The organism is Stenotrophomonas chelatiphaga (assembly GCF_032054965.1).
Lineage (GTDB): Bacteria > Pseudomonadota > Gammaproteobacteria > Xanthomonadales > Xanthomonadaceae > Stenotrophomonas > Stenotrophomonas chelatiphaga.
This window is the reverse complement of the sequence record NZ_DAMBRS010000001.1, coordinates 377,745-395,782: the sequence shown is the minus strand read 5'-3', so window position 1 is coordinate 395,782 and position 18,038 is coordinate 377,745. Positions and strand designations below refer to the sequence as shown.

The window sequence follows — 18,038 nt, the reverse complement described above, 5'->3', positions numbered from 1 at the left end:
AAAGATCCCATTCTGGCCCCGCACGGCTGGCACGGGAAGGCGTTGACAGCGGCGTGCGCGGCGGGGCAGGAATCCTGCCTGCGCCGACATCCTTGCGTTCGGCTGGGATGTCGGCGCGGACACGCCCTCATCGCGTGTCCAGGCCAGTTGCTGCGATCAGCGGTAGTGGCGTGCGGCGTGCTGCATGACGATGTCGTCGCGCAGGCTTTCCAGTGCCATCAACCGGACCTTGCCCACGCCCTGCAGTTCCATGAACCGCTCGGTATAGATCTCCGGCCCCAGCGCGGTTTCGGCGCGGGATTTGCTGAAACCATAGGGCATCACGCCCTTGTCGCCGTCCTTGCTACCACCGACATATAGAACAATTGCCATGTGATGTGTTCTCCAGGTTACGTACTGCGCTTTGGTGCAGGTGGCCGCTGCAGTACTGCCTTCACGACCGCCTGAGTGCAGCTTAGCGCGTGCAAGCTGACTCAGATGTCACGAAGGGTAATAACGACCGGTTGCACGGAAATTACGGAAGATCCATGCGAAATCCTTACGTGTTTTTAACGCCCCGGTAACATCCCGATCACATCTGAGGCCGGGCGCCCGCTGTCGACGTCATGACCCCCATGCCGCAGCCGTCAGGGCCACCAGCCATGGCCGAAGCGCGCGTAATGATCGGCGGCACGTTCGAACGGATTGCGCACGCTCACCCCGCCGCACAGCAGGTAGACCGGCAGGTACAGCGGGCCCAGCACCAGATACTGGTAGACATGCGCGCGCTCATGGTCGTCCAGCCGGATCGTCGGCTCGACGCCATGCCCGGCCCGGTGCGCATAGGTATGGCAGGCGACCTTGAGATCGCCGCCGGTATGCAGGATGACGTTCCCGAGGGTGATCGCCCCGCCCGGTCCCCACGGCCAGTGCTGGAATACCAGCGCACAGTCGCGGCTGCTCCAGCGCGCGCGTGCGCCAGCCGGCAGCCCGACCGCGCCTGCAGCCAGGCCGATCAGCGTATTGGGCGAGGTCCACACCGCGCCCAGCAACTGCAGTGGGCGCAGCCAGCGCGGCGCCGGAATCAGTCGGCTTCGTTGGGGATCAGCAGCCACAGGATCAGGTAGACCAGGATGCCGGGGAAGGCGGCCGAAGCGATGGACACCACCACGAACAGGATGCGCAGCAGGGTCGGGCTCCAACCGAAGCGGTGCGCGATGCCGCCGATCACCCCGGCGATCATGCGGTCACTGAGCGAGCGCGAGAGAGTACGAGGCGTGGTGGCATTCATGGCAGGGACTCCGATGGTCTGGATACTACCCTAGCGACCTCGCCGTCTACGAGAGGTCAGCGGGATCAGCCACTGCGCGCCACCAGCCACTCGTGCAGGGTGGCCGGCACCTCACGCTGGGCGCGGCCGGACACGTAGATGCCGATATGACCACCACGGAAGCTGGATTCGGTGTAATCGGTGCTGCCGATCCGTCCGCGCAGCGCGCGCGATGCATCCGGTGGCACCAGGTGGTCCTGCTCGGCGTACAGGTTCAGCACCGGCAACGTCACCTGCGACAGCTGCACCCGCTCATCGCCTATCTGCACGCCCTCACGCATCAACCCGTTGCCCTGGTAGAACTGCTTGATGAACTCGCGGAAGGCCTCGCCGGCCAGGTCCGGCGAATCGAAAATCCACTTCTCCATGCGCAGGAAGTCCTCCAGCGCAGCCTTGTCATCGAGGATGTCGAGCAGGCCCACGTATTTCTGCACATTGAGCCGGAACGGCTTGAGCATCAGGTAACTGCTGTTCATCAGGTCGGCCGGGATGTTGCCCAGCGTGTCCACCAGCAGGTCCACATCCACCTGGCGCGCCCAATGCGACAGCATGTTGTCGGCGGTATGGAAGTCCACCGGCGTGACCATGGTGACCAGATTGGCCAGCTTGGCCTGGCGCAGCGCGGCATAGCACAGCGCGAACACCCCGCCCTGGCAGATACCGAGCATGTCCACCGTCCCGCCGCTGCGCGCGTGCAGGGCGTCCACCGCGCCGTCGATGTAACGCAGCAGGTAATCTTCAAGGGTGAGGTAGCGCTCGGAGCGGTCCGGGTAGCCCCAGTCCAGCACGTAGACATCGTGCCCCAGTGCCAGCAGCTTCTGCACCAGCGAACGGTCGGCCTGCAGGTCCACCATGTACGGCCGGTTGACCAGGGCGTAGACGATCAGCAGGGGCCGGGCATGCACCGGCGGCTGGTCGCCCACGAACCGGTACAGCACCACCTTGCCGTCGCTCCAGACCGCTTCGCGCGCGGTCACGCCGTAATCCACGTCCTCCACCGATGGCAGCAGCTGCAGGCCCTCCATCAGCTTGCGCTGCATGGCAAGGGTTTCCTGCATCAGGTCGTCGGCGTTGAATCCCAGCGGGCCCTTCATGCGCGTGGCTTCCGGACGCGCGGCTTGGCCGGCTTGGCCGCTTTTGTCGCTTTGGCCGGCTTGGCCGTGGGGGGCGCCGCCTTCGGTGCAGCCGCCGCACGCTTGCGCGGCCGCGGCACCACCTTGGCCACCGCCGGTTGCACCGCCTCGGCCCAGTCGTCGGTTGCCGCCGCCGGGGTACGCAGCAACTGCTCCACGCTGGCCTGCAGGCGGCGCAACTGGCGTTCGAGCTCGGCGATGCGTTTGTGCGCGGCATCCATTTCGGTGCGCGTCGGCAGGCCCACGCGTTCGCTCAGCTGTTCCACTTCATGCTGCACGGCCGAACGCAGGCGCATCTGTGCATTGCCCAACGAGGCGAACACCTGCTGGAAGGTCTCGGACAACGCCACCTTCGCATACGCCTCTTCAGCGACCTCGATCCACAGATCGAACATCGCCCGCGCACTGGTCAGCTGGCTTCCCGGCGACTCGTGCTCGGCCAGCCGCTGTTCGAACAGCGCGAATGCCGCGTCCAGCGCCTGCTGGATCTGCGCCACATACTCCTTGGAATGGCCCTGGAACGCCTGCTGGGCCTGCAGCAGCTTCTGCCAGCGCGCCTGGTGTTCGCGCGCCGGGCCGAATGCCGGACTCTGCAGCCACGGCGCCAGGCGCTGCTGCCACTGCTCCAGCACGGCCACCACATCGTCCATGCCGCCACCGGCGCCGGTGCTCCCCTGCGCGCCCTGCAGCATCCAATGCAGCAGGCTTTCGCCCTTGCCCTGCCCCATCACCGCATCGCGCCAGGCCTGGGCCACGTCCGCGCTGCTGGCATCGCGGCCGGCAAACTGCGAGGCCACCTGCTGCATGGTGCCGTACCAGCCACCGGCCTGTTCGCGGAAACGATGCAGCGCATCGTCCGCCGGCCCCGGCCCGCGCTCGGGCAGCAGCTGCGCCCACCAGTCCAGCACCTGTTTCCACTCACCCGGATCGGTGCCAGCGGCACCGCCCTGGCGCAGCGAATCGCCCCACGCGCCGTAGTACTGCCGCGCAAGGGCCTCGAAATCCATGCCGCCGGGCTGGTTGCTCGATCCGCTCATGCCGATGCCTGCGTCATGGCTTGGGGATGTGCAGGGTCTTGCTGATCATCAGCGACCCGGACAGCGCGAACAGCAGCACCAGCGGGTGCAGCTGCCACGGACCCAGCTGCCACTGGCCCAGCCACAGCGCCTCGCCGATACCGCCGGTTGCCGCGGCAATGGCCAGCACGATCACCAGCAGCAGGCTGCTCGGGATCGGCGTACCTTCGAAATACGGCACCTTGTCACCGCCATCGGACAGCGCCTCGGCGGTCACGTTGTAGCGCGCCAGGCGGCTGACCCCGCAGCACACGAAGTAGCTCAGCACCAGCCAGTCCCAGCCGCCCTGCATGCCGCAGGCATACGCCAGCGCGGCCGGCGCCACGCCGAAGGAGATCACGTCGGACAGCGAGTCCAGCTCACGGCCGAGCGTGGAACTGGACTTGCGCCAGCGCGCGATGCGCCCGTCCAGGGCATCGAAAATGAAAGCCAGCGGGATCAGCGCCATGCCGAACAGCAGGTAGCCCTGCGCCCCGTCCTGCAGGAAGCGCATCGCCGCGAACACCGCGCCGGTGCCGCAGAAGGCGTTGGCCAGGGTAAACCAGTCGGCCAGCTGGAACTCGCGCAGCATCGAGAAGTGTCGTTTCATGAAGGCTCACGGGCAGCAGTGGGCTACAGGGTACGCGAGGGCGCGCGAAGGCAACAGCGGGTGCCGCGGCCGACGTATTCACCACGCCATCACCGATCATCACGTGCGGTGAATTTTTGGCCACCCATCTTGACAGCGTTGCCCGGCGGGGGCGTGCGGGGGTTATCCACAAAGTTGCTCACCAACAATCCACACCCCCTGTGGACAACCTGCGCCACTGCCGTGGCGCAGGTTGTCCGCGCATGCCTTGCATCCCCCGCCTTCGGCGCGCCCCCTTTGAAGGGGGCTTTCCCTCCGACGGACCGCGGTATGGCGGGGTTGAAGCGAGGGCCCTTCAGATACAGCGGGTGTGGCGCAGGTTGTCCGCGCATGCCTTGCATCCCCCGCCTTCGGCGCGCCCCCTTTGAAGGGGGCTTTCCCTCCGACGGACCGCGGTATGGCGGGGTTGAAGCGAGGGCCCTTCAGATACAGCGGGTGGCGCAGGTTGTCCGCGCATGCCTTGCATCCCCCCGCCTTCGGCGCGCCCCCTTTTAAGGGGGCTTTCCCTCTGACAGACCGCGGTATGTTGGGGTTGCAGCCCGCGCCCTTCAGATCCGGCGCGTGGCGCGGTTGTCCACGCATGCCCTGCATCCCCCCGCCTTCGCCGCGCTGGGCTCGGAAGCGCCGAGCCGTGCTCGGCGTTGCTGCCTGCACCCGTCAGATCCGGCTGTAATTCCAGGACTGCATCCGCCCATCGCGGTACGGCATGACGCCATGGAAGGCGCGCGGATCGGTGTCGAACACCAGCGGCAGGAAATGGCGATCGCCTTCCCACATGGGCAGGGTGTCCAGCTTGTCCACGTCCACCCACTCCAGCGTGCCTTCGTGGTTGCCGCCGTGCGGCGTGCCCTCGTAGGCATCGATCACGAACACGAAACCGAACCAGTCCTCGCCGTGCTTGCCGAAGCCCGGCCAGCTGATCGTGCCGCGCAGCTGCATCGACGTGCAGTCGATCCCGGCCTCTTCCTGGATCTCCCGGCGCATGCCGGTGGCAACGTCTTCGTCCGGCTCCACCTTGCCGCCCAGTCCGTTGTACTTGCCCAGGTGATGGTCACCCGGCCGCGTGTTGCGGTGGATCATCAGCACCTGGCGACGGTCAGGCGACAGCACGTAGCCCAGTGTGGCAACGATGGGGGTGTACGGCATGCGGGGGTCCAGCAACGGGTGAGCCGCTGATTATGTCCGATCAGGGCACGACCGACAGGCGCTTTTCAGCGCTTGCAGCCGGTTGCGTGTCGTGGTCCCGGACCAGCGTGGCCACGCCATGGCCGCGTTCGGCCAGGTAATCCAGCCACTTGCCCAGGAAGGTGTTCATGCGCATGCGGTGGCTGATCAGCTCGGCCGGCGGCGGGTACATGCCCACCACGTCCTGCCAGCGGCGGCCCACGTAGCAGTGCGTGGTTTCGGCCTGGCGGGCGTCGCGGTACAGCCGGATGTACGCCGATGGATCCGGCTGCCCGGTGACCGGGTCGCACAGGTCGTAGGTCAGCCGCAGCTCCACCGTGTAGGCGTGGCGGGCGATCACGTCCAGGCGGACATCCAGCCCATCACCGACCGAGGAAACATAGCTGCCGACCTCCAGGTCGCCGGGCGCGAACAGGCGCACCAGGTGCCGGTGGTTCTCTGCGTAAAGGCCCATCAGCCAGCTGAGCCGGCTGAGACGGGGAATGCGTTCGGCGAGGGGACGGGCTTGGGCCATGGCTCGATCCTACACAAAGCCGGCGCGCCGCGGCAGCTTGTGCCGCTGCCATGTTCGGCGCACGATCAGGGTTCACCCGGCACTGACGGCCGCCCTGCGGTAGTGACGGCCGCTGGCCGTCAGCGCCTCGCTCCGGTAGTGACGGCCGCTGGCCGTCACGCTTCCCCCCTCAATACAACTCCCGCCGCAGCCCCAACGTCGCCAGCACCTTGCTGGAAATCTCCTCGATCGAGGTATGCGTGGTGCTCAGCGTCGGCACCCGTTCCAGCTGGAACATGCGCTCGGCGATGGCCACTTCGCGGCGGCAGGTTTCGGCGGCGGCATAGCGCGAATTCGGCCGGCGTTCCTGGCGGATCTGCTGCAGGCGCTCCGGGTCGATGGTCAGCCCGAACAGCTTGCGGCGGTAATTGCGCAGGCGCGGTGGCAACTGCTCGGTTTCCAGGTCTTCGTCGGTCAGCGGGTAATTGGCCGCGCTGACCCCGTAATGCAGGGCCAGGTAGATGCAGGTCGGCGTCTTGCCGGCCCGCGAGACGGCCACCAGGATCACGTCGGCGTCGTCGTAATTGACAGCAATTCCGTCGTCGTGGCTCAGCGCGAAGTTCATCGCGTTGATCCGGCGGTGGTAGGTTTCGAAGTCCACCATGCCGTGCGCCTGGCCCACCCGCGACAGGCGCGGTGAGGACAGTTCGGTCTCCAGCGTCTCGATGAAAGGGGCGAAAACATCCAGCATCAGCGCCCCGCTGCTGGCCAGGATCACGCTCAGGCTCTGGTCCACGCAGGAATTCACCACGATCGGCCGGACCTGGTAGCGCTCCCCCGCCGCCTGGATCCGGGCACAGGCCTCGGCGGCTTTTTCGGGGTCGTCGATGAACGACATCCGGTCCGTGATGAAGCTGAATCCGGAGAACTGGGTGAGCAGGCTATGCCCAATGGTTTCAGCGGTGATACCGGTTCCATCGGATACATAGAACACCGGCCGGATGGTCGTCATATGCGCATTTTCCCAGTCCGAAACTTAAAACACCTGCTGTCACAAGCTTGTGCCGACGGCAGTCCGACCGGCATCATAGCGGCTTCTTCCTACGGACGCGGCCATTCCCAGCCCGCCTCGGGCGATGGCCAAACGGAGCATCGCGCTTGAACGAGAATATCCTGTGGTTGCACGAACTGCGCTTGGCCGACCTGGCCCGCGTAGGTGGAAAAAATTCGTCGCTTGGCGAAATGATCGGCAACCTCGCCGGTCTCGGGGTGTCCGTGCCCGGAGGCTATGCCACGACCTCTGAAGCCTTCAAGGACTTCATTGCCCATAACGACCTGTCCAAGCGCATCTTCGACAAACTGGCCACGCTGGATGTCGAAGACGTCGCTGCGCTGACCGTTGCCGGCAAGGAGATCCGCGGCTGGGTCATCGATGCGCCGCTGCAGCCGCAGCTGGACCAGGACATCCGCACGGCCTACGCGCAGCTGAGCGCCGAAAACGGCGGAGGCGACATCGCCGTGGCGGTGCGTTCCTCGGCCACCGCCGAAGACCTGCCCGATGCGTCCTTCGCCGGCCAGCAGGAAACCTTCCTCAACGTGACCGGCGCCGACGATGTCGTGCTGAAGGTCAAGGAAGTGTTCGCCTCGCTGTACAACGATCGCGCCATCGCCTACCGCGTCCACCACGGCTTCAAGCACGAGGACGTGTTCCTGTCCGCCGGCGTGCAGCTGATGGTGCGTTCGGGCGTCGGCTCTTCCGGCGTGCTGTTCACCCTGGACACCGAATCCGGCTTCCGCGACGTGGTCTTCGTGACCTCCTCGTTCGGCCTCGGCGAGATGGTCGTGCAGGGCGCGGTCAACCCGGACGAGTTCTACGTCTACAAGCCCACCTTGAATGCCGGCAAGCCGGCGATCCTGCGCCGTTCGCTGGGCAGCAAGGCCATCCGCATGGTGTATTCGGATGTGCCCGGTGAGCGCGTGCGCATCGAAGACACCCCGGGCGACCTGCGCAGCACCTTCTCGATCAGCGATGAAGACGTGCAGGAACTGTCCAAGCAGGCACTGGTCATCGAAAAGCATTACGGCCGCCCGATGGATATCGAGTGGGCCAAGGACGGCGTCAGCGGCAAGCTGTTCATCGTGCAGGCCCGCCCGGAAACGGTGAAGTCGCGCAGCCACGCCACCCAGATCGAGCGCTTCGCGCTGAGCCAGAAGGACGGCAAGGTGCTGGCCGAAGGCCGCGCCGTGGGTGCGAAGATCGGCGCCGGTACCGCCCGCGTGGTCAAGACGCTGGACGACATGGCCCGCGTGCAGCCCGGCGACGTGCTGATCGCCGACATGACCGACCCCGATTGGGAACCGGTGATGAAGCGTGCTTCGGCCATCGTCACCAACCGCGGTGGCCGCACCTGCCACGCCGCGATCATCGCGCGCGAGCTGGGCGTGCCGGCCGTGGTCGGCTCGGGCAACGCCACCCAGCTGATCCAGGACGGCCAGCAGGTCACCGTCAGCTGCGCCGAAGGTGACACCGGCTTCATCTACGAAGGCATCCTCGACTTCGAACGCACCACCACCGATCTCGGCAACATGCCGCCGGCGCCGCTGAAGATCATGATGAACGTGGCCAACCCGGAACGTGCCTTCGACTTCGGCCAGCTGCCGAACGCCGGCATCGGCCTGGCGCGCCTGGAAATGATCATCGCCAGCCACATCGGCATCCACCCGAATGCGCTGCTGGAATATGACCGCCAGGACGCGGCGACCAGGAAGAAGATCGACGAGAAGATCGCCGGCTACAAGGATCCGGTGAGCTTCTACGTGGATCGCCTGGCCGAAGGCATCGCCACGCTGACCGCGTCGGTGGCCCCGAACCCGGTGATCGTGCGCCTGTCGGACTTCAAGTCCAACGAGTACGCCAACCTGATCGGCGGCACCAACTACGAACCGCACGAAGAAAACCCGATGATCGGCTTCCGCGGCGCCAGCCGTTATGTCGACCCGAGTTTCTCGGCTGCCTTCGCGCTGGAATGCAAGGCCGTGCTGCGCGTGCGCAACGAGATGGGCCTGGACAACCTGTGGGTCATGATTCCGTTCGTCCGCACGCTGGAAGAAGGCCGCAAGGTCGTCGAGGTGCTGGAACAGAATGGCCTGAAGCAGGGCGAGAACGGCCTGAAGATCATCATGATGTGCGAGGTGCCGTCCAACGCACTGCTCGCCGATGAGTTCCTTGATATCTTCGATGGCTTCTCGATCGGCTCCAACGACCTGACCCAGCTGACCCTGGGCCTGGATCGCGATTCGTCGATCGTCGCGCACCTGTTCGACGAACGGAACCCGGCGGTGAAGAAGCTGCTGTCGATGGCGATCAAGGCCGCACGCGCCAAGGGCAAGTATGTCGGCATCTGCGGGCAAGGTCCGTCGGACCACCCGGACCTGGCCGAGTGGCTGATGCAGGAAGGCATCGAATCGGTATCGCTCAACCCCGACACCGTGGTCGACACCTGGCTGCGCCTGGCCAAGCTGAAGCAGGCCGGCTGACGGTAGTGACGGCCGCTGGCCGTCACGCTTCTACAGGATCTTTACCGATCGCCCGGCATACTCCTGCCACACACAAGCCCCGCCTATGCGGGGCTTGTTGTTTCCAGCGCCTGCCCAGGAGACCGCATGTCCGCCGCTGCCCCCACGACCGCCCCCGCGCCCGCCCTGCCCGCTTCGTCCTGGTGGCACAGCCTCAACTGGGAACGCATCTTCGAAACCTACGGCCTGCAACTGATCGCCGCCGTCGTGGTGCTGCTGGTCGGCATCTGGCTGGCGCGCCGCGTATCCAACGTACTGCCACGCGCCACGGCGCGGATCGGCATGGACCCGATGCTCGGCAGCTTCATGCGCAACGTGGTGTATGCCGCTGCGCTGGTGATCGTCGCCGTGCTGGCCATCGCCACGCTGGGCGTGCCGATCTCCCCGCTGCTGGCGGTGCTGGGTACCGCCGGCCTGGCGATCGGCCTGGCACTGAAGGATTCGCTGTCCAACATCGCCTCCGGGGTGATGCTGGTCACCCTGCGACCGTTCCGGGTGGGCGATGTGGTGACGGTGGCCGGGCAGACCGGCACCGTACGTGACGTGCGCATTTTCCAGACCGTTATCACCGGCGCCGACAACCAGCACACCACCATCCCCAATACGCTGATCACCGCCGCGCCGATCATCAACCTCACCGCCGAGCCGACGCGCCGCGTGGAACTGGTCATCGGCATCGGCTACGAGGACGACATCCAGCTGGCGCGCGATACCGCGCTGGCCATCATGAAGGCCGACAAGCGCGTGCTGGCCACGCCGGCGCCGGACGTGGTGGTCTACGAACTGGGGGCGCATTCGATCAACCTGGGCATCCGCTGCTACGTCAACGCCGCCGACCACTTCGGCACCAAGGTGACCCTGCTGGAGCAGCTGAAGCTGGGCTACGACAAGGCAGGCATCAACATCCCGTACCCGCAGCAGGACATGCACCTGTACCTGCACGGCAAGGACGGCAGCGTTACCAGCGCCGACGCCCTGGTGCGCGACCCGCGCTGACCCCGGTAGTGACGGCCGCTGGCCGTCATGCCCCTTCCGTTGCCGTTGGTGGGTGACGACCGTTGGTCGTCACGCTCCTGCACCTACGCTTCTACCGCTTCCAGCACCGGATAATCGATGAACCCTTCCGCCCCGCCACCAAAATACGTGGCGCGGTCGGGCTCACTCAGCGCCGCGCCCGCCTGCAGGCGCTGCGGCAGGTCAGGATTGGCGATGAACGGCCGGCCGAAGCCGATCAGGTCCGCCCAGCCCTTCTCCAGCGCTTCTTCGGCGCGCGCCACGGTGTACTTCCCCGCATAGATCAACGTGCCGCGGTAGATGATCCGCAACGCCTCCTTGAAGGCCACCGGCATCACCGGCGCATCCTCCCAGTCGGCCTCGGCGATGTGCAGGTAGCCCACGCCCAGCTGGTCCAGAACGTGCGCGGCAGCGAGATAGGTGGCCTGCGGCGTGTCATCCACTGCGCCCTGCAGCGTGGTCAGCGGCGCCAGCCGCACCCCTACCCGCTCGCCGCCGGCCACCTCGACCACCGCCGCCACCACTTCGCGCAGGAAGCGCAGGCGGTTGGCCAGCGCGCCACCGTAGCCATCGGTGCGCTGGTTGGCCTGCGAATCGATGAACTGGTTGATCAGATACCCGTTGGCACCGTGCAGCTCCACCCCATCAAAGCCGGCGGCCAAAGCATTGCGGGTGGCCTGCGCATACTCGGCGACGATGCCCGGGATCTCTCCCTCCGAAAGCGCCCGCGGCATCGAATGCTGGATCATCTCGCCCACCCCGGACTGCGGACCCGCTCCGGTAGGATCGACGAACACCTTCACTCCTTCGGCCTGCAGCGCGGACGAAGAAACCGGTGCGGCATTACCCGGCTGCAGGGCCACGTGGGAGACCCGTCCCACGTGCCACAGCTGGGCGAAGATGCGCCCGCCCGCAGCATGCACCGCGTCCGTGACCGCGCGCCAGCCTTCGATCTGCGCGGGACTGTGGATACCCGGCGTCCACGCATACCCCTGGCCCTGCGGGCTGATCTGGGTGCCTTCGCTGACGATCAGCCCGGCCGAGGCCCGCTGGGCGTAATACGTGGCCATGGCCGCGGTGGCCACGTTGCCTTCGGCGGCCCGCGAGCGGGTCATCGGCGGCATCACGATACGGTTGGCCAGCCGCAGCGGACCCAGGGAATAGGGGGAGAACAGCATGGAAATTCCTTGCGCGATGATCAGGCAACAAGGATGGGGGCCGGCCGCCGCCGCTTACAGACCCGGCCCGGCAATACAGTTGTGCCTGTGGCGCAACGATCAGCGCGCCGGCGACGCAGCAGCGCCGGCGCGTCAGCCCTGGGCGATGCGCTGGTAGCAGCCCTGCACCACGTCCTCGCCGTATTTGCGCTCCAGCCGGCGCACGATGAAATGACCGCGCGCCACGTCCTGGTAGTAGTCGGTGAACATGGTGTTCAACGCCGCACCGGTGGCCGCGCCGACGATCGGCACCGCCTGCGCGGCGAACTTCTCGGTGATCACCACGCCGAAGCGCGCGGCAACTTTCTCCACCAGCTTGGCCAGCAGTTTGCCGGCCTCCTTCGGCGCCACGCCGAGGGTCAGGTTGCGGCCGGTCACCACCCGCCCGGCCAGCTCGGCCGACAGGTGCCGCACCACGTCGGCGGTGAAGCCGCGCGCGAGGTAATAGCCGGTTTCACTGGCATCATCGCTCTTGGCGTTGCCGCCCAGCGCGAACACTTCCAGGCAGGCCTGGCGGGTGGACATGTCGGCCAGGTCGAAGCCCTCGCTGCGGGCTACGTCGGCCACCGCACGCATCATGATGGTGGTGGACACCGGCAGTTCGATCAGCAGCGCGGCGAAACCAAACGCCCCGCCGACCGCACCGGAGGTGGCCGCTGCCAGCTTGTGCCAGCGCGTGGAGGCGGACTTGCCCGGCGTGTTGTCCATGCTCATCAACGCGCCCTGCACCGCCTTGTACAGCGCGGCCTGCACGGCGCCATGGATGCGGCTGGACACCGCGGTGGGCAGCCGGCTCACCGCGAACTCCAGCGGCGTGCCGACCAGGTTGGCCATGCGCGCGGTGATGGTCGGCGCCTCCAGCAGGCTTACGGCGCGCTGCAGGTCAGCCCAGTCCTGGGGCTGATGGGCGATGTCACGGGGAAGCAGGATCGGCTCGTTCATCGCCTGATCTTAGCGCCGGGGAGTTGAACGGCCGGGTGACGACCCGCGCCTCGGTAGGTGACGACCGTTGGTCGTCACGCTCCTCAGCTCCATTGCACCATGAACCGTGACGACCAACGGTCGTCACCCACCGCGGTTGACGGCCAGCGGCCGTCACTACCTTTCAGTCGGACAGGCCGGCCAGGGTGCCCATGAACTGCCGGTAGTGCTTCAGTTCGTTGATCGAATCATGCACATCGCTCAGCGCGGTGTGGTTGCTGTTCTTGCCTACCCCGGCAGCCACCGTCGGGGCCCAGCGCTTGGCCAGCTCCTTGATGGTGGACACGTCCAGGTTGCGGTAGTGGAAATACTTCTCCAGCCGCGGCATTTCACGATGCAGGAACCGGCGGTCCTGGCAGATCGAGTTGCCGCACATCGGCGAGGCCCCCGCGCCGATCCATTCGGCCAGGAAGTTCACCGTGGCCGCTTCGGCCTGGCCCAGGCTGACCTGGCTGTCGACCACGCGCTGCCACAGGCCCGAGCGACGGTGCTGGTTGCGGTTCCACTCATCCATCGCCTCCAGCCGCTCCACCGCGTGGTGGATGGCGAACTCCGGGCCTTCGGCAAGCACGTTGAGCTGGGCATCGGTGACCACCGTGGCGATTTCGATGATGGAATCGTTGTCGGTGTCCAACCCGGTCATTTCCAGGTCGATCCAGATCAGTCGGTCATTGCCCGCGCCGGTGTCGGCCATCGTGTTTCCTCGCTGTGGGCGGGCCGCGGCCTCGCCATGAATGGATGCGGCCATGATACCGCGCCGTTCAGCCCTCGTCGGTGGCCGGCGAATCCAATGACAGCAGCGGGCGGCCGCGCTTGGCGCGGAAATAATTGGTCAGCCGGGTGCTCGCCTCGCGTGCCAGCACGCCGCCATGGATGTCCACCCGGTGGTTGTGGCGCGCGTCGCCGAGCAGGTCGAACACGCTGCCACAGGCCCCGGTCTTCGGGTCGGTGGCCGCATACACCAGCCGGGCGACGCGCGCGTGCACGATCGCCATCGCGCACATCGCACAGGGCTCCAGGGTGACGTACAGCGTGCTGCCCATCAGCCGGTGGTTCTGCAGCGCCCTGCCCGCCCGCCGCATCGCCACGATCTCGGCATGCGCGCTGGGGTCGTGCTCGGCGATGTTGAGGTTCCAGCCTTCGCCCAGCACCTCACCGTCCGCACTGACCAGCACCGCACCAACCGGGATCTCGTTGAACTCGCGCTGCGCGCGCTCGGCCAGCGCCAGTGCGTGGCGCATCCAGTGTTCGTCGGCATCGTGGACCGGCAGCGCGTCAGACATGCGGCGCCGCCTTGGCCAGGAAGGCCTCGAACGCGGCCAGCGTCGCTTCGCTGACATGGTGCTCGATGCCCTCGGCATCGCGCCGCGCCGAATCGGCATCCACGCCAAGCGCCAGCAGGAAGCGCTCCACGGTCTGGTGGCGGGCGCGTACATCGCGCGCCAGCTGTTCGCCGGCCGGGGTCAGGAACACGCCGCGGTACGGGCGCTGGATCGCCCAGCCTTCCTTGACCAGCCGCTTGAGCGCCTTGGCGACCGTCGGCTGCGCCACCCCGAGGCGGCTGGCGATGTCCACTTGGCGGGCCTCGCGACCGTCGGCGATCAGGTCGGCGATCAGCTCCACGTAGTCCTCCACCAGCTCGGACCGGCGCGCCTCACGCACCTGCGCGAAGCCCTCCATGTGGACCTGGGTAGCGGGCAGGACGGACTTCGGGCGGGTGCTGTCTGGCATGCGGGTATTGTACGCGGGCGCCGGAAACCATCGGTAGCGCCAAGCCATGCTCGGCGAGCGCAGCAACCACCATGACGGCCAGCGGCCGTCACTACCGGGGGCCAGCGGCCGTCACTACCAGCAACTGGCGGCCTTCATTGCGTCGCCGCTGCGGCACGGCCGGATGTGGTTCAACGCTTGTCCAGCAGGTACAGGAACTCGGTCACATGGGTGTCCCGGGCGCCGAGGTTCCGGCTGCCGCGGAAGGTGTTGTAGCGCGTGTCCATCACGCTCAGCGCGCCCATCGCCTCCAGCCCGGCAACGAAACGCTCGTGGCTGATGAAGCCTTCGGAGTTGTACGAGATCAGCACGAAGCGGGCGCGCACCTGCGCCACCGCATCGAACAGTGCGGCCTCGGCCAACCGGGCCTTGTTGTAGTCCGAACGGTTCCAGTCGCTCGGAATGCCCGACACCCGGCTGACCTGCGACGGCCGCTGGTAATCGCACAGCAGGTTCAACATGAAGTAATTCGAACCATATGGATGCTCGTTGTAGGGCGGATCGAAGTACGCCACGTCCACCACGTCCAGTTCACGCACCAGCGCGTTGGCGTCGCGGCGGTGCAGTTGCACATCACAGGCGAAGCGACTGAACACCGGCGCCTGTACCTCGATCGGGCGCAGGATGCGCGACAGCGCGTTGCGCGCGGTACCACCGAACTGGCCAACGCCTTCGCGGTTCTTGTGGAAGCCTTTGAATACGCCCGAAGTGTTGGTATACATCGACGCCTGCGCCAGCACCGGCGCCAGCAGGAACGGCCGCAGGTCGACCGGCGTATCCACCAGCACCTGGCAGAAGGTATCCAGGAACATCGCGTTGCGCCGCGTATAAAACACCCGCTCACCGGGCTGGATATCATCGTCGTCCAGCGGCGCATACAGTTCACACAGGAAGCCCGGCGCCAGTTCGCGCTGCACCCGCCGTGCAACGTGGGCCAGCGCTGCCTCCAGCGCCCGCGCATCCACGTCCGCCACGTTGGCCTGGTAGCAGCGGTTGCCGACCTCGCTGTAGCGCTCCAGGTCATTGCAGTGCAGAAGCACAGCATGCCGGCGGGCCAGCCGTGCGACCACGCCGGAGCCGGAAAACAGGTCCAGGAAATCGATCCGCGTCTTGCCCAGGCAGTCCTTGGCATGGGCGATGCCGGCCTCCACGAACGGCAGCAGGGCGCGCTTGTTGCCGATATAGGTGATCAGCTGGCTGCGCAGGTAAGCCGCGTGCTCGGCAGGCACGGAGTCAGTGGAATCTTCCTGCGGATTCAATCGGTTCCCCTGATCACATGATGGCATTCAAAATTCCCCGCCATGGTAGCGCCGAGCCGCGCTTGGCGGGTATGCAGTGCGGTCAATCACGCCTGGGATCAGGCGTTTCCGCCTAGCGTTGCGCGGCGCCACCGATGTGATCCCGTTACCCGCGCGCCAACGTTTTGACGCAAACGAAACGTCGAACTGGTAAAAAGGAGGTCTATTCGTCACGAATCGAGCACATGTCGCCAAGGAACGGAGACAACACCGCAGTCCACGCACACCGGTTCGAGCCCCAGGCTCCCGCACGCGTGCCCTGCCCTGCGCCCTTCGGCGGCATGCTCGATCGCTTGCGCGACCCGGCATGACTGCACCGACTTCCCCCTTTCCACCCGCAGCCAGGAGGCCCTCCGTGCGCCGAACGTTTCTGCCGTGCGCTGCCCTGCTCCTCCTCACCGCCTGCCATCCGGAGAACGCCATGAACCAGGAAATCACCACCGCCGAACAGGACGTCGAGAACGGCGGCCGGGGCTTGGCCAAGCTCAATCCCAGCCCGCGCCAGGCGTTCGAGCTGGTGCTGAGCATCGCCGATGCCCCCGGTGCATTCGCCGTGGTGGAAGGCGTGGCGCAGTACGACGTGACCAATGAGCAGGAGTGCGGCCGCATCATTCCCGCCACCGGCATGGCCGCGCGCATCACCAGCCAGGAGCCGGTGCAGCTGAAGAAGGTGTCCGATACCGAGTATCGCGGCACGGTCTACCTGGACCGCATGCTGGATGAGGATTACTACGGCCGCGGTGTCTGCACGTGGTCCTTCAGTGGAGCCGGTGCGATGTTGAAAGCCACGGGGGCCGACGGCGAAACCCGCTTCACCTCGTTCATCCAGGCCGATCAGTTCATCGCCGGCAAGGCGTTCACCCGGCATTACCCGGATCGCGACTACCCGCGCGTGGAGTCGGTACCGGACTTCGGCCAGGCCGGCCACGAAGACCCGACCCGGTTCCGCCCGGAACTGCAGGATGCGCTGTTCACCGCGACCCTGACTGCCCATGAGGTGCGCTGATGCCGCTCACCCACCGCGACTACGCTGCGCTTTCCGCCGATGCATATGAAGACCACAAGGTCGGCCGCCACGCGCCTGGCCAGGAAGAAGTGGTTGCACTCAACGGGCACAACTACAAGGTCCTGGAGCACGTAAACAACCACGTCAACGGCTACCAGGGCACGATCTACCAGCGCGAGGATACCGGCGAGATCATCGTCTCCCACCGCGGCACCGAAGAGATCGCGCAGGATGCGGTGCTTGCCGATGGCGGGATGGTGCTGGCGCGCTACAACCTGCAGGCAGGCGACGCCATCGCGCTGACCCAGCGTGCGGTCGCCTTGTCCAAGCACATCGGCGAGAACGAAGGCCGGGCCCCGGAAGTCACTGTCACAGGGCATTCGCTGGGCGGCGCGCTGGCCCAGGTCACCGCCCATCACTTCGACCTGAAAGGCGAAACCTTCAACGCCTACGGCGCGGCCAGCCTTGGCCTGCGCATTCCCGAAGGGGGCAAGAGCGTTCTCAACCACGCCATGGCCTCGGATCCGGTCAGCGCAGCTTCTGGCCATTACGGCGAGGTGCGCCTGTACGCCAGGCCCGATGAGATACGCACGCTGGGCAAAGCCGGCTTCAGCAACAAGTGGTACAACGGCGTGATTCCGGATTCGGCGCTGGTCGCCGCAGCCGGTTCGCTGGGCGCGCACAAGCTCGGCAATTTCGCTGATGCCGGCTCGGTGCTGGACGACCCTGCCACGCAGGCGCTGGCCAAGCAGAACGCGCGGATGATCAACGAATACCGCGACAAGATGGAACTGCTGCGCGGGGCCGTCACCACCGGTGCGCGCGGCGTGCCGGGCGTGGCCGTGGATCTCTACGACCGCATCCGCGGCCCGCTGGATCCGGGTGAGCCGGCTCGCAAGGCCACAGAAGACGCGCACAAGCGCGATGGCGCCATGCGCATGGACAGCCCCGGCCACCCCGGCAACCTGCTGTTCCAGGACGCACTGCGCGGCGTGGAAGCACAGGACCTGCGCGTGGGCCGCACGCCGGACCAGCACAGCGGCCAGCTGGCCGGCAGCCTGGCCGCTGAAATGCATGCCAACGGCGGCACCCGCATCGACAGCGTGCTGATGAGCAGCGATGCCTCGCGCACCTTCGGCGTGCAGGGCCAGGCCAACGATCCGGCTCACCTGCGGGTTTCGGTGGCGACCACAGAGGCGATGCAGATTCCCCTGGAACAGAGCAGCGAGCGCGTGCAGCAGGCAGCCACCCAGCGCATGGGCCAGGAACAGGATCTTCAGCTGGCCCAGCAGCAGAATGCAACGAGGCAGATGCATGCCTGATTGCACGCCACTGCCATCTGGCGGATCAGC

19 protein-coding genes are annotated in these 18,038 nt (G+C 66.5%); 4 read left to right on the top strand and 15 right to left on the bottom strand.

Annotation, left to right across the window (positions count from 1 at the left end):
* Window positions 1-156: 156 nt before the first annotated feature.
* The 9 genes from RTX79_RS02085 to ppsR form a co-directional block, all read right to left on the bottom strand.
* Window positions 157-372, bottom strand: coding sequence for a hypothetical protein (locus tag RTX79_RS02085; protein ID WP_057508615.1), 216 nt, complete (start codon window positions 370-372; stop codon window positions 157-159).
* 254 nt (window positions 373-626) lie between these two features.
* A complete protein-coding gene (locus RTX79_RS02080) occupies window positions 627-1,094 on the bottom strand; it encodes a hypothetical protein (RefSeq protein WP_312681441.1) in 468 nt (155 codons plus the stop codon).
* Window positions 1,064-1,270 (bottom strand): PspC domain-containing protein, encoded by a 207-nt coding sequence (locus RTX79_RS02075; RefSeq protein WP_309685860.1) that lies wholly within the window; start codon window positions 1,268-1,270, stop codon window positions 1,064-1,066. The genes RTX79_RS02080 and RTX79_RS02075 overlap by 31 nt, the downstream gene beginning before the upstream one ends.
* 65 nt (window positions 1,271-1,335) lie before the next feature.
* Complete coding sequence (gene phaC, locus RTX79_RS02070; RefSeq protein ID WP_312681439.1) at window positions 1,336-2,403, bottom strand: class III poly(R)-hydroxyalkanoic acid synthase subunit PhaC; 1,068 nt, start codon at window positions 2,401-2,403, stop codon at window positions 1,336-1,338.
* Window positions 2,400-3,479, bottom strand: a complete 1,080-nt coding sequence (phaE, locus tag RTX79_RS02065) for a class III poly(R)-hydroxyalkanoic acid synthase subunit PhaE (protein ID WP_312681437.1) — start codon at window positions 3,477-3,479, stop codon at window positions 2,400-2,402. The genes phaC and phaE overlap by 4 nt, the downstream gene beginning before the upstream one ends.
* 13 nt (window positions 3,480-3,492) lie before the next feature.
* Entirely contained in the window at window positions 3,493-4,107 is a 615-nt protein-coding gene (locus RTX79_RS02060; RefSeq protein WP_057508610.1) for a CDP-alcohol phosphatidyltransferase family protein, read from the bottom strand.
* Between the two features lie 696 nt (window positions 4,108-4,803).
* Entirely contained in the window at window positions 4,804-5,292 is a 489-nt protein-coding gene (locus RTX79_RS02055) for an NUDIX hydrolase (protein ID WP_057508609.1), read from the bottom strand.
* Window positions 5,293-5,332: 40 nt separating this feature from the next.
* Entirely contained in the window at window positions 5,333-5,845 is a 513-nt protein-coding gene (locus tag RTX79_RS02050; protein ID WP_123700613.1) for a DUF1249 domain-containing protein, read from the bottom strand.
* Window positions 5,846-6,014: 169 nt separating this feature from the next.
* Window positions 6,015-6,836 (bottom strand): posphoenolpyruvate synthetase regulatory kinase/phosphorylase PpsR, encoded by an 822-nt coding sequence (gene ppsR, locus RTX79_RS02045; RefSeq protein WP_057508607.1) that lies wholly within the window; start codon window positions 6,834-6,836, stop codon window positions 6,015-6,017.
* Window positions 6,837-6,982: 146 nt separating this feature from the next.
* Here ppsR and ppsA point away from each other — a divergent pair, with 146 nt between their 5' ends.
* Both ppsA and RTX79_RS02035 read left to right on the top strand, forming a co-directional pair.
* Window positions 6,983-9,361, top strand: coding sequence for a phosphoenolpyruvate synthase (gene ppsA / locus RTX79_RS02040; RefSeq protein ID WP_309685873.1), 2,379 nt, complete (start codon window positions 6,983-6,985; stop codon window positions 9,359-9,361).
* A gap of 126 nt (window positions 9,362-9,487) precedes the next feature.
* Window positions 9,488-10,396 (top strand): mechanosensitive ion channel family protein, encoded by a 909-nt coding sequence (locus RTX79_RS02035; protein WP_312681429.1) that lies wholly within the window; start codon window positions 9,488-9,490, stop codon window positions 10,394-10,396.
* A gap of 83 nt (window positions 10,397-10,479) precedes the next feature.
* On the opposite strand, the gene RTX79_RS02030 is transcribed toward RTX79_RS02035, so the two are convergent.
* The 6 genes from RTX79_RS02030 to RTX79_RS02005 all read right to left on the bottom strand — a co-directional run bounded on the left by RTX79_RS02030 (window position 10,480) and on the right by RTX79_RS02005 (window position 15,641).
* Window positions 10,480-11,592 carry an alkene reductase gene (locus RTX79_RS02030; RefSeq protein ID WP_312681427.1) on the bottom strand — a complete coding sequence of 371 codons (1,113 nt, stop codon included), beginning with the start codon at window positions 11,590-11,592 and terminating at the stop codon, window positions 10,480-10,482.
* Between the two features lie 132 nt (window positions 11,593-11,724).
* Complete coding sequence (locus RTX79_RS02025) at window positions 11,725-12,573, bottom strand: EcsC family protein (RefSeq protein ID WP_312681425.1); 849 nt, start codon at window positions 12,571-12,573, stop codon at window positions 11,725-11,727.
* Between the two features lie 163 nt (window positions 12,574-12,736).
* Window positions 12,737-13,306 (bottom strand): oligoribonuclease, encoded by a 570-nt coding sequence (gene orn, locus RTX79_RS02020; RefSeq protein WP_312682179.1) that lies wholly within the window; start codon window positions 13,304-13,306, stop codon window positions 12,737-12,739.
* 67 nt (window positions 13,307-13,373) lie between these two features.
* Window positions 13,374-13,895, bottom strand: a complete 522-nt coding sequence (gene tadA / locus RTX79_RS02015) for a tRNA adenosine(34) deaminase TadA (RefSeq protein ID WP_312681423.1) — start codon at window positions 13,893-13,895, stop codon at window positions 13,374-13,376.
* Entirely contained in the window at window positions 13,888-14,343 is a 456-nt protein-coding gene (mntR, locus tag RTX79_RS02010; protein WP_057687478.1) for a manganese-binding transcriptional regulator MntR, read from the bottom strand. The genes tadA and mntR overlap by 8 nt, the downstream gene beginning before the upstream one ends.
* A 170-nt stretch (window positions 14,344-14,513) precedes the next feature.
* Window positions 14,514-15,641, bottom strand: coding sequence for a DNA adenine methylase (locus tag RTX79_RS02005; protein ID WP_312681419.1), 1,128 nt, complete (start codon window positions 15,639-15,641; stop codon window positions 14,514-14,516).
* Window positions 15,642-16,035: 394 nt separating this feature from the next.
* Between RTX79_RS02005 and RTX79_RS02000 the strand changes: the two genes are divergently transcribed.
* Together RTX79_RS02000 and RTX79_RS01995 are read left to right on the top strand one after the other, a co-directional pair.
* The gene (locus tag RTX79_RS02000; RefSeq protein WP_312681418.1) at window positions 16,036-16,686 is read left to right on the top strand and encodes a hypothetical protein; all 651 of its coding nucleotides are present in this window, start codon (window positions 16,036-16,038) and stop codon (window positions 16,684-16,686) included.
* Window positions 16,686-18,008 carry an XVIPCD domain-containing protein gene (locus tag RTX79_RS01995; protein WP_312681417.1) on the top strand — a complete coding sequence of 441 codons (1,323 nt, stop codon included), beginning with the start codon at window positions 16,686-16,688 and terminating at the stop codon, window positions 18,006-18,008. The genes RTX79_RS02000 and RTX79_RS01995 overlap by 1 nt, the downstream gene beginning before the upstream one ends.
* Window positions 18,009-18,038: the final 30 nt, after the last annotated feature.

Coding starts and splice junctions, on each gene's coding strand:
- RTX79_RS02085 (WP_057508615.1), bottom strand. CDS start 372: ATGGCAATTGTTCTATATGTCGGTGGTAGCAAGGACGGCGACAAGGGC.
- RTX79_RS01995 (WP_312681417.1), top strand. CDS start 16,686: ATGCCGCTCACCCACCGCGACTACGCTGCGCTTTCCGCCGATGCATAT.
- RTX79_RS02030 (WP_312681427.1), bottom strand. CDS start 11,592: ATGCTGTTCTCCCCCTATTCCCTGGGTCCGCTGCGGCTGGCCAACCGT.
- orn (WP_312682179.1), bottom strand. CDS start 13,306: ATGGCCGACACCGGCGCGGGCAATGACCGACTGATCTGGATCGACCTG.
- tadA (WP_312681423.1), bottom strand. CDS start 13,895: ATGTCTGACGCGCTGCCGGTCCACGATGCCGACGAACACTGGATGCGC.
- RTX79_RS02060 (WP_057508610.1), bottom strand. CDS start 4,107: ATGAAACGACACTTCTCGATGCTGCGCGAGTTCCAGCTGGCCGACTGG.
- RTX79_RS02050 (WP_123700613.1), bottom strand. CDS start 5,845: ATGGCCCAAGCCCGTCCCCTCGCCGAACGCATTCCCCGTCTCAGCCGG.
- RTX79_RS02035 (WP_312681429.1), top strand. CDS start 9,488: ATGTCCGCCGCTGCCCCCACGACCGCCCCCGCGCCCGCCCTGCCCGCT.
- phaC (WP_312681439.1), bottom strand. CDS start 2,403: ATGAAGGGCCCGCTGGGATTCAACGCCGACGACCTGATGCAGGAAACC.
- RTX79_RS02025 (WP_312681425.1), bottom strand. CDS start 12,573: ATGAACGAGCCGATCCTGCTTCCCCGTGACATCGCCCATCAGCCCCAG.
- mntR (WP_057687478.1), bottom strand. CDS start 14,343: ATGCCAGACAGCACCCGCCCGAAGTCCGTCCTGCCCGCTACCCAGGTC.
- RTX79_RS02055 (WP_057508609.1), bottom strand. CDS start 5,292: ATGCCGTACACCCCCATCGTTGCCACACTGGGCTACGTGCTGTCGCCT.
- ppsR (WP_057508607.1), bottom strand. CDS start 6,836: ATGACGACCATCCGGCCGGTGTTCTATGTATCCGATGGAACCGGTATC.
- phaE (WP_312681437.1), bottom strand. CDS start 3,479: ATGAGCGGATCGAGCAACCAGCCCGGCGGCATGGATTTCGAGGCCCTT.
- RTX79_RS02075 (WP_309685860.1), bottom strand. CDS start 1,270: ATGAATGCCACCACGCCTCGTACTCTCTCGCGCTCGCTCAGTGACCGC.